General features: G+C 73.0%; 9 protein-coding genes. 4 read left to right on the forward strand and 5 right to left on the reverse strand.

Annotated elements, in window-relative coordinates; all coding sequences use genetic code 11:
- The first annotated feature begins 89 nt into the window (after nucleotides 1–89).
- Nucleotides 90–1,319 carry an MFS transporter gene (locus tag AB0J53_RS34220; RefSeq protein ID WP_364180012.1) on the forward strand — a complete coding sequence of 410 codons (1,230 nt, stop codon included), beginning with the start codon at nucleotides 90–92 and terminating at the stop codon, nucleotides 1,317–1,319.
- On the opposite strand, the gene AB0J53_RS34225 is transcribed toward AB0J53_RS34220, so the two are convergent.
- From AB0J53_RS34225 to AB0J53_RS34235, 3 genes are all read right to left on the reverse strand, one after another.
- Nucleotides 1,288–1,731, reverse strand: coding sequence for a pyridoxamine 5'-phosphate oxidase family protein (locus tag AB0J53_RS34225; RefSeq protein ID WP_364180014.1), 444 nt, complete (start codon nucleotides 1,729–1,731; stop codon nucleotides 1,288–1,290). The two genes, AB0J53_RS34220 and AB0J53_RS34225, sit on opposite strands and share 32 nt — an antisense overlap.
- A gap of 104 nt (nucleotides 1,732–1,835) precedes the next feature.
- On the reverse strand, nucleotides 1,836–2,717 hold the full coding sequence (locus AB0J53_RS34230; RefSeq protein ID WP_364180016.1) for an alpha/beta hydrolase: 882 nt from the start codon (nucleotides 2,715–2,717) through the stop codon (nucleotides 1,836–1,838).
- Nucleotides 2,718–2,837: 120 nt separating this feature from the next.
- Nucleotides 2,838–4,499, reverse strand: a complete 1,662-nt coding sequence (locus AB0J53_RS34235) for a bifunctional metallophosphatase/5'-nucleotidase (RefSeq protein WP_364180018.1) — start codon at nucleotides 4,497–4,499, stop codon at nucleotides 2,838–2,840.
- 285 nt (nucleotides 4,500–4,784) lie between these two features.
- Between AB0J53_RS34235 and AB0J53_RS34240 the strand changes: the two genes are divergently transcribed.
- Together AB0J53_RS34240 and AB0J53_RS34245 are read left to right on the forward strand one after the other, a co-directional pair.
- Entirely contained in the window at nucleotides 4,785–5,954 is a 1,170-nt protein-coding gene (locus AB0J53_RS34240) for an ROK family transcriptional regulator (protein WP_364180020.1), read from the forward strand.
- A gap of 40 nt (nucleotides 5,955–5,994) precedes the next feature.
- Nucleotides 5,995–6,549, forward strand: a complete 555-nt coding sequence (locus AB0J53_RS34245; RefSeq protein WP_364180022.1) for a GNAT family N-acetyltransferase — start codon at nucleotides 5,995–5,997, stop codon at nucleotides 6,547–6,549.
- Here the strand turns inward: AB0J53_RS34245 and AB0J53_RS34250 are convergent.
- A complete protein-coding gene (locus AB0J53_RS34250) occupies nucleotides 6,542–6,946 on the reverse strand; it encodes a pyridoxamine 5'-phosphate oxidase family protein (protein WP_364180024.1) in 405 nt (134 codons plus the stop codon). The two genes, AB0J53_RS34245 and AB0J53_RS34250, sit on opposite strands and share 8 nt — an antisense overlap.
- A 51-nt stretch (nucleotides 6,947–6,997) precedes the next feature.
- Complete coding sequence (locus tag AB0J53_RS34255; protein ID WP_219510735.1) at nucleotides 6,998–7,639, reverse strand: response regulator transcription factor; 642 nt, start codon at nucleotides 7,637–7,639, stop codon at nucleotides 6,998–7,000.
- Between the two features lie 90 nt (nucleotides 7,640–7,729).
- Between AB0J53_RS34255 and AB0J53_RS34260 the strand changes: the two genes are divergently transcribed.
- Nucleotides 7,730–9,427, forward strand: coding sequence for a GAF domain-containing protein (locus AB0J53_RS34260; protein ID WP_364180027.1), 1,698 nt, complete (start codon nucleotides 7,730–7,732; stop codon nucleotides 9,425–9,427).
- The last annotated feature ends 32 nt before the right edge of the window (nucleotides 9,428–9,459 follow it).

Genomic DNA, 9,459 nt, shown 5'->3' on the forward strand with positions numbered 1-9,459 from the left:
TGGTCGGTGCCCCTCGCCGGGCTTCCGCACTGGGATGGACACGCGGCGCACCCGCGCCCGCCGATCCAGCACGACACCTTGGGGACACGATGACGACGACCGGAACCGATGGGAAGGAACAGGCGGCCCACGGGGCCAGGCCGATGCTCATGCTCGGCCTGGCGACGCTCGGCTTCGCGCTGAACTTCTGGGCGTGGGCGCTGCTCAGCCCGCTCGGGCCCCGCTACAAGGACCTGCTCGGACTGTCGGCCTCACAGCAGGCGCTGCTGGTCGCGGTGCCGGTGATCGTGGGCTCGCTGGGCCGCGTCCCGGTGGGCGCGCTCACCGACCGGCTCGGCGGGCGGGTGATGTTCCCGCTGATCTCCGCGGCCACCATCGTGCCCGTGCTGTTCATCGGCGTGGCCGGGCAGAGCTCGCTGCCGGCGCTGCTGGCCGGGGGCTTCTTCCTGGGCGTCGGCGGGACGGTCTTCGCGGTCGGCGTGCCGTTCGTGAACGCCTGGTTCCCGCCCCGGCGGCGCGGCCTGGCGATCGGCGTGTTCGGGGTGGGCATGGGCGGCACCGCGATCAGCGCCCTGACGACGGTCAAGCTGGTCGAGGCCGGGAACGCGACCACGCCGTTCCTGATCACCGCGGTCGTCCTCGCGGTGTACGCCGCCGTCGCGTGGCTGGTGATGCGGGACGCGCCCGGCCGGACGGTGTCGCCGCAGCCGCTTCTCGGCAGGCTCGCGGCCACGGCCAGGCTGCCGATCACCTGGCAGGCGTGCGCGCTGTACGCGGTCGCGTTCGGCGGCTACGTCGCCTTCTCCGTCTACCTGCCCGCCTACCTGCAGACCGGCTACGGGCTGGAGCAGGCCGACGCCGCCAACCGCATGGCCGGGTTCGTGGTCCTCGCGGTCCTGATGCGGCCGGTGGGCGGCTGGCTGTCGGACCGGATCGGCTCGATCCCCGTGCTGACGGGGGTGTTCGTGGTGGTGTGCGGCGCGGCGGCGGTCCAGGCGCTGACGCCCGGCCTCATGCCGGTGGGCACGATCGCGTTCCTGACGATGGCGGCCGCGCTCGGCGCCGCCAGCGGCGCCACGTTCGCGCTGGTCGCGCAGGTCACCCCGGCCGACAAGGTCGGCGCGGTCACCGGCCTGGTGGGCGCCGCGGGCGGGCTGGGCGGGTTCGTGCCGCCGCTGCTGATGGGCTTCCTGTACGGCGAACTCGGCTCGTACGGGGTGGGCCTGGGGCTGCTGGCGGCCACGGCGGCGCTGACCGTGCTGCTGACGGTGACCGTGGTGCGCCGGGCTACGGTGCGGGAACCAGCTCGAAGCCTGTGACGATCTCCGGCTGGATGCTGATCACCTGGTCCATCTCGCCGGTCACCCAGGGGTGGAGCAGGGCCTTCAGCCGCTCGGTCTCCGCCGGGTCGGTCAGCAGCCGCGCCACCCCGGTGACGATCACGCTCCAGCCGAGCCGCGCGTGCCCGTCGAGGTCGTCGGCCTCGAACGCCACCACGGCCTCCGGCACCGCCACGTGGGAGCTGAGGATCGTCCCGGGGCTGGACCGGATGACCACCCGCCCGTCCACGACCAGGTGGTTCACCGGCCGGACCGCGGGCAGCGCCTGGCGGGTGAAGACGATCCGGCCGAACGGCACCCCGGCCAGCAGGCGCAGCGCCTCGGCCTCGGGCAGTTCCCGCAGACGCCGGGCTCCCGTCCTGTCCGGCGCCCGGTCGTGGTGGCATGTCACGACAACAGCCTGCCGCCCACCCGGCGCCGTAAACAGGGACCAAAGTCCTTTCTCACCCCCGGCCGGGACGAACCGGCCGCCGTCGCCGGGGACGGCTACCGAGCTCAGCCGGCGTGCCACACGCGGTCGAGGAACCCGGCGACGAGCGGGGCGATCTCGTGCAGGTGGTCCTCCAGGGCGAAGTGCCCGGTGTCGAGGACGTGCAGCTCGGCGTCGGGCAGGTCGCGCAGGTAGGCGCGGGCGCCGGGCTCGGGGAAGAACGGGTCGTTCGCACCCCAGGTGATGAGCGCGGGCGGGGTGTGCGTGCGCAGCCACTCCTGCCAGGCGCCGTAGCGCTCGACGTTCGAGTGGTAGTCGAAGGCGAGCGCGACCTGGGCGTCCTTGCGGCCGGGCAGGTCGAGGAAGTGCTGGTCGAGGGTCCATCCGTCGGGGGCGACGAGGCCGGGGACGGCGACGCCGGTCTCGTACTGGCCGCGGGTGCCCGGCAGGGTGAACAGGGCGCGGACGGTTTCCTCGGCGCCGGGCCGGTCGGGGCGCAGCGCGATGAAGTCGCGGGCGCCGTCGGACAGGCCCTCCTCGTAGGCGTTGCCGTTCTGCACGACGAGGCCGGCGATCCACTCGGGGTGCCGTTCGGCGAGCCGGAACCCGACGGGCGCGCCGAAGTCGAACACGTACGCCACGAAACGGGTGAGGCCGAGCTTCCGCACGAAGCCCTCGGTGATGTCGGCGAGCCGGTCGAAGGTGTAGGTGAACCCGGCCGGGGCCTCGGTGTGGCCGAAGCCGGGGTAGTCGGGCGCGATCAGCCGGTAGCGGGTCCCGAGCACGTCGATGAGCCCGCGGTACTGGTGCGAGGCCGACGGGAACCCGTGCAGGAGCAGCAGGACGGGCGCGTCGGCCCGCTCGGGCAGCGACTCCCGGAAGAAGACCCGGACGCCGTCGACGTCGAGGTGCCGATGGACGGTACGGGCGAGCACGGGAATCGTCATATCTAATGCCTTTCAACGCCAATGATGCGTTAGTTATAGCGGGCAGGCTCTAACGCGTCAACACGGCGATAAGGCATTAGAACGCGCGGAGGGACGCGAGCCCCTCCGCACGGGGGAGCGCTACGTCAGCGGCACCGCCCGGTCGAGGGCGGGCGGGGTCAGCGGCCCCTGCCGCAGGTAGGCCCGCATGGCGTCGTAGTCACGGTTGCCGCGCACCGCGTCGGTGTACCCGGCGAAGGCGCTGTAGCCGTCGGCGCCCAGCAGCGTGTACGCCAGCGCGGCGAGCCGGTAGGTCCTGCCGGTGTCGAGCGGCTGCCCGTCGATGAGCACGTCGGCGGGGTTGATCCGGTCCCCGACGGGCCTGCCCGGCGAGTAGGAGAAGCGGACGTTCTTCGACACGGCCAGCGGCGCGAACTTCACGGTGCCGTCGGCCTGGGTCTGCCACTGCTGCTCCAGGGCCTGCTCCAACTGCGAGCCCTTGACCGAGACGGTGAGCACCGGGTTGGCGTAGCCCCAGGCCGCCCACGACTCGCCCAGGAGCACCTGGCCGTCGCTGTCGGCGGGGTTCGGCCCCTTGGCGAACCTCAGGTCGCCGCGCAGCGAGTTCGAGCCCTTGACCGGGGCCACGGCGACCATGGCCAGATCGGCCTTGCCGCCCTCGGTCTGCTGGGAGTCGAAGTAGGCCACGTCGGCCACGGTGTTGCCGAGCGTGCTCTGCCCCGTGGCGTCGCGGGTCCTGGTGATGTCGCCGGTGATGGTCCCGTACGGCTTGGCGTAGGTCTCCTTCTGCTTGGCGTTCCAGTGGTCGACCAGCTTCGTCATGACGGGGTCGGGGGTGACGTCGCGGGTCACCGGGTGGTTGACCGCGGTGGTCGCGGACCTGATGACGTCGCGGGTGCGGCGGTCGATCTTCAGGTTGATCTCGTTGATGAGGCGGCCGTGGTTGGCGGCCTCGACGACCGGGCGGGGGTCGCCCGCGGGGTCGGGGACCGAGCAGGTGAAGTACGCGTGCCAGTGGCCGGTGACGATGACGTCGATGTCGGGCGAGGCCTTCTTGGCGAAGTCCCAGATCGGCCCGTTCATCGGGTCGGCGCAGCCGTTGAAGTCGGCGCCGGCCGCGCCGCCCTCGTGCACGTTGGCGACGATGGCCCGCACGCCGCGCCGCTTGAGGATGGCGGCGTACTTGTCGGCCGTCTCCACCAGCGGCAGGTTGTCCAGCGACGGCTGGTAGGAGGTGGAGCCGTCCACCGTGGTGGGCGTGGTCAGGTTGATGAACCCGACGGGGATGCCCCGGAACTTCTTGATCACGTACGGTTCGAGCACCGGGCGGGTGTCGCCCTTTTTGGTGATGTTGGCCGTGGAGAAGGCGAAGTCGGCGCCGTGGAAGCGGCGGCCGTCGGAGTCGGTGAAGCAGCTGTCGACGTCGGCCTCGCCGAAGCACTCGCCCGCGCCCATGTGGTCGCGCAGGAACTCCAGGGACCGGTCCAGCTCGTGGTTGCCGACCGCGGTGAAGTCCAGCCCGATCTTGTTCAGGAACTCGATCGTGGGCTCGTCGGCGTGGAAGGACACCTCGGTGGGCCAGCCGCTGAAGTTGTCGCCGTTGGAGAACGTGACCGTGTTCGCGTGCCCTTCCCTCAGTTTGCTGAGGTGGGTCGCCAGGTACGGCGCGCCGCCCACCACCAGGGTGTTCCCCTGCGCGTCCTTGATCGTGCCGTCGGCGGCGTTGTTCTGCGGGGTGATGTAGCCGTGGAAGTCGGCGATCGACAGCAGTTGCACGTCCACGGGCTTGGGTGCGGCCAGTGCCGGTGAGGCTGACGAGGCCAGAGTGACACCTAAGGCGACAACGATCCACTTACGGAGGGAATGCACGCATACTCCTAGATAGGGGGATGTAACGGGAGGAAAGGCTGGTAGATCGGCCTGTCCGGTCGGTGAACACGACCCCGGCGATCGGCTGCCGCCGCATGACAGCGAGGAGAATGATCCGGGGGCGAGGAGCCTGCGGCCGGACCCCCGCTCGCATTTATGATGGAGTCCACCATTAAGGTCCGTCAAGAAGGGTGATCAGTGACGCTCCCGGTGACCGGCGGCGACCTCCAGCGGCTGCGGCGCCACAACGCGCTCGCCGCGCTCTCCGCCCTGCGCTCCGCCGGGCCGCTGACGCTGACCCAGCTCGCCGAGCGCGCCGACCTCGCCAGAGCCACCGTCAAGGCGGCGGTCGACGACCTGACCGGGCTGGGCTGGGTCGCCGAGCTGGACCCCAGCGGCGGGGAGAAGGGCAGGCCCGCGCGCCGCTACCGGTTCCGCGCGGAGGCTGGCCGGGTGCTCGGGCTCGACATCGGGGCGCACAAGGTGCTCGCGGTCGTGGCCGACCTCGACGGCGCCGTCCTGCACACCACGCGCGAACCGGTCACCCCCGAGCAGCCGCGCGCCGAGCGGCTGGCCGCCGTGGACCGCGTCGTCGACGCCTGCCTGGCCGGCTCGGGCACCGCCGCCTCCGACGTCCGGATCGCGGTCGCGGGCAGCACGGGCCACGTCGACCTGGAGGGGCGCGTCGTCGCGTCGCGGGCCATCCGCGACTGGCCGGGCGTGCCGCTGGCCGAGCACCTGGGCGCGCGGCTGCGCTGCCCGGTCCTGGTCGACAACGACAGCCGGCTCGCCGCCCTGGCCGAGTGCCGCAGGGGCGTCGCCCGCGACGCGGGCAACCTGGTGTTCCTGCACGTCGGCCGGCGGGCCGGGGCCGCGATCGTGCTCGACGGGGTCCCGCTGCGCGGCGCCGGCGGCGCGGCGGGGGAGATCGGCCTGCACCCGCTGTTCAACCTCGGCAACGTGGGCGACCTGCTGCACGCCTTCCCCGCCGTGGAGCCGGGCACGCCGCCCGACGCGGTCGCGGCGGCCGTGTTCGAGGCCGCCCGGGGCGGTGACGCCGCGGCGCGCGGCGCCGTGCTGCGGTACGTCAAGGTGCTCGCGCTGGCCACCGCCGCGATGGCCCTCACCGTCGACCCCGAGCTGGTGGTGCTCGGCGGCGGCTTCTCCCGCTCGGCCGACGTGCTGCTGGAGCCGCTGAGAGGCGAGCTGGAGACCATGTGCCTGCGCACCCCGCAGGTGCGGGCCTCCGTGCTCGGCGACGAGTGCGTGGCCGTGGGCGCGGTGTGCCAGGGCGTCGAGCACCTGTCCGCGATGCTGTTCGGCCCCGAGCGCGGCGGCCCGCTGCCCGCCGCGTCACCTGTACATTAATGACGCACTCCACCGTATATCCGCTCACTAGACTGCCGCCGTGAACGACGACACCCTGCGGATCCGGCCGGGCGGGCCCGCCGACACCCCCGCTGTGCTCGCCATGATGGACGCGGCCGTGATCTGGATGAACGCGCGCGGCAACACCGAGCAGTGGGGCACCCAGCCCTACTCCCAGCGGCCCGGCGGGGCTGCGCGGATCGAGCAGCTCATGGCCGGCGGCGCTCCCCACATCGCCGAGCTCGGCGGCGAGCCCGTCGGCGCGATGGTGCTGGACTCCGGGCCGAGCGCCGAGATGCCCATCGCCCCGGCCGACGAGCCCGAGCTGTACGTCCGGCTGCTCGTCTCTGACCGGCGGCACGCGGGCCGGGGCATCGGCGCGACCCTGCTGGCCCTCGCCGTCGAGGAGACCCGGCGGGCCGGGGCGGAGCTGCTGCGCGTCGACTGCTGGGCGGGCGGCGGCGGTCAGCTGGTGGGCTACTACGTGCGCAACGGCTTCACGCCTGCCGAGCCCTTCCGGTACGAGGCGTGGCCGGGACAGGTGCTGGCCATGCGGGTGCCGCGCGCGAACCCGGGCGAGCCGGCGGTCACCTGATCGCCCGGCCGGAGATCTGCTCGGCCCTGACCAGGATGAAGTGGTCGCGCTCGCCCGCCGCCCACGGCGTCAGCGGCAGCCTGGCCAGGTGCGCCACCTCCGACGCGTCGCGGGCGGCGCGCGCGTGCCCGACCGCGGTCACCGACCAGCCGGTCCGCAGGTCCGGGTCGAAGGCGTCGGCCTCGAAGGCGACCACCGAGTGCCGGGTGGCCGCCGCGAGCTTGGACCCCGGCCCGGTGCGGATCACGATGCGCTCGCCGTCCAGGCAGAACGTCACCGGCTGCACGGCCGGCAGCGCCCGGTCGGTGAAGACGATCCGCCCGATCGGGGCGGAGCCCAGCAGGCGCAGGCATTCGGCGCGGGAGAGCACCCGCAGGCCGGATGAGTCGAGTCGCATGCCCCCAGCCTGGCCGGTGCGGCCGGGCGTCCGGCAGGGGCGAAAGTCCCGTCAATCCCGCCGATCAGCCCGCAGCCGGGCGGCCAGCACGGCGGCCTGGGTGCGGCGCTGCATGTTCAGCTTGGCCAGCAGGTTCGACACGTAGTTCTTGACCGTCTTCTCCGCCAGGAACAGGCGCTCGCCGATCTGCCGGTTCGTCAGGCCCTCGCCGATCAGTTCGAGGATGTGCCGTTCCTGCTCGGTCAGCGCGGCCAGCGGGTCGCGCCGGGCGGCCTGGTCGCGCAGCCGCTGGAGCATGGCGGCGGTGGTCTGCGGGTCCAGCAGCGACTGCCCGGAGGCGACGGTGCGCACCGCGCCGACCAGGTCGGAGCCGTGGATCTGCTTGAGCACGTAGCCGGCGGCCCCGGCCATGACGGCGTCGAACAGGGCGTCGTCGTCGGCGAACGAGGTCAGCATCAGGCAGGCGAGCCCGGGGAGCTTGGAGCGGACCTCGCGGCAGACGTCCACGCCGCTGCCGTCGGGCAGCCGCACGTCGAGCACCGCCACGTCGGGCTTGAGGGCCGGGATGCGGGCCACGGCCGACCCCGCCGTGCCGGCCTCGCCGATCACCTCGATGTCGTCCTCGCCGTCGAGCAGGGCGGCGACGCCGCGCCGTACCACTTCATGGTCGTCGACAAGGAACACGCGAATCATGCCTTGACGCTATCCGCACTCGGCTTTCCCGCAAAAGGGACCAAGGTCCTGAACGCGGCATCGCCGGGTGCCGGTGCGACACTGAGCGGTATGTCCGAAAGTGAGCACAGCCCGTTGCTGCCCCAGATGCGGCTGGACGAGTTGCTGGCCGAGCTGCAGACCCGGCTGAACGCCGTGCTGGCGACCCGGGACCGGGTGCACGCGCTGCTCGAGGCCGTGGTGTCCGTGGGCAGCGACCTGGACCTGGAGACGGTGCTGCGGCGGATCGTGGAGACCGCGACGAAGCTGGTGGACGCCGGTTACGGGGCGCTGGGCGTGGTCGGCGACGACAGCACGCTGGTGCAGTTCATCCCGGTCGGGCTGACCGAGGAGGAGATCGCCAGGATCGAGCACTGGCCGCACGGACTCGGCCTGCTCGGGCTGCTGATCAAGGACGCGCGGCCGGTCCGGCTGGGGCGCATCTCCGACCATCCCGAGTCGTACGGGTTCCCGCCCGGCCATCCGCCGATGGGCACCTTCCTCGGGGTGCCGATCCGGGTGCGCGACGAGGTGTTCGGCAACCTCTACCTGACGGAGAAGCGCGGCGGCGGCGAGTTCGACGAGGAGGACGAGGCCGTCGTGATCGCGCTGGCCACGGCGGCGGGCGTCGCGGTGGAGAACGCCCGGCTGTACGAGGAGTCGCGGCGGCGCGAGACCTGGCTGCAGGCGTCGGCCGAGGTGACCACGAGCCTGCTGTCCGGTGCCGAGCCCCGGCAGGTGCTCACCACGGTGGCGGCGCGGGCCCGCGAGATGTGCGACGCCGACCTGGTCGAGGTGCTGCTGCCGGAGCCGTCGGGCGAGTCGCTGAGCGTGGCGGTCGCCGAGGGGGAGGGCGCGGCCGACGTGCGGGGCACCGCCTTCCCGGTGCCGGGCACGTCCGTGGGCGAGGTGTTCACCCGGGGCGAGCCGATGACCGACCAGGACCTGCACGGCGCCCCCGGCACCGGCTCGCCGCTGCGGCGGCTCGGCCTCGGGCCCGGCCTCATGGTGCCGCTGGGCACCGCGCCGAAGGTGCACGGCGTGCTCACGCTGGCCAAGCGGAGCGGGCGGCTGCCGTTCAGCGACGCCGACCGGCAGATGCTGCAGTCGTTCGCCGGGCAGGCGGCGATCGCGCTGGAGCTGGCCGAGGCCCGCCGCGACGCCGAACGGCTCGGCCTGCTGGAGGACCGCGACCGGATCGCCAAGGACCTGCACGACCTGGTCATCCAGCGGCTGTTCGCGACCGCCATGACGTTGATGAGCACGGTCCGGCTGGTCGAGCGGCCGGAGGCGGGCAAGCGGCTGCAGCACGCCATCGACGAGCTGGACGAGACCATCCGGCAGATCCGCTCGTCCATCTTCGCCCTCCAGGGCCCGCGCGAGGAGGCGGCGCCGAGCCTGCGCGGGCAGATCGTCGACCTGGTTGAGGGCGCGGGCGGGCATCTCGGCTTCATGCCGGGCCTCCGGATGGAGGGCCAACTGGACACGCTCGTCCCCGACGCGGTCGCCGAGCACCTGCTGGCGGTGCTGCGCGAGGCGCTGTCGAACGTGGTGCGCCACTCCCGGGCCACCCGCGCGGACGTGCTGGTCGAGGTCGCCGGCTCGGCGCTCACGCTCGTGGTGAGCGACGACGGCGTCGGCGTGGGGGAGCGGGCCCGGCACAGCGGCCTGCGCAACATCGGCGAACGGGCGGCGCTGCTGGGCGGCGAGGCGGACGTGGAGTCGCCCGAGGGCGGCGGCACGCGGCTGCTCTGGCACGTGCCCCTCTGACGCGATCCGCGCGGGCCCATCGGGCCCGCACC

Origin of the sequence: Nonomuraea sp. NPDC049725, assembly GCF_040674795.1 — a bacterium.
GTDB lineage: Bacteria > Actinomycetota > Actinomycetes > Streptosporangiales > Streptosporangiaceae > Nonomuraea > Nonomuraea ceibae.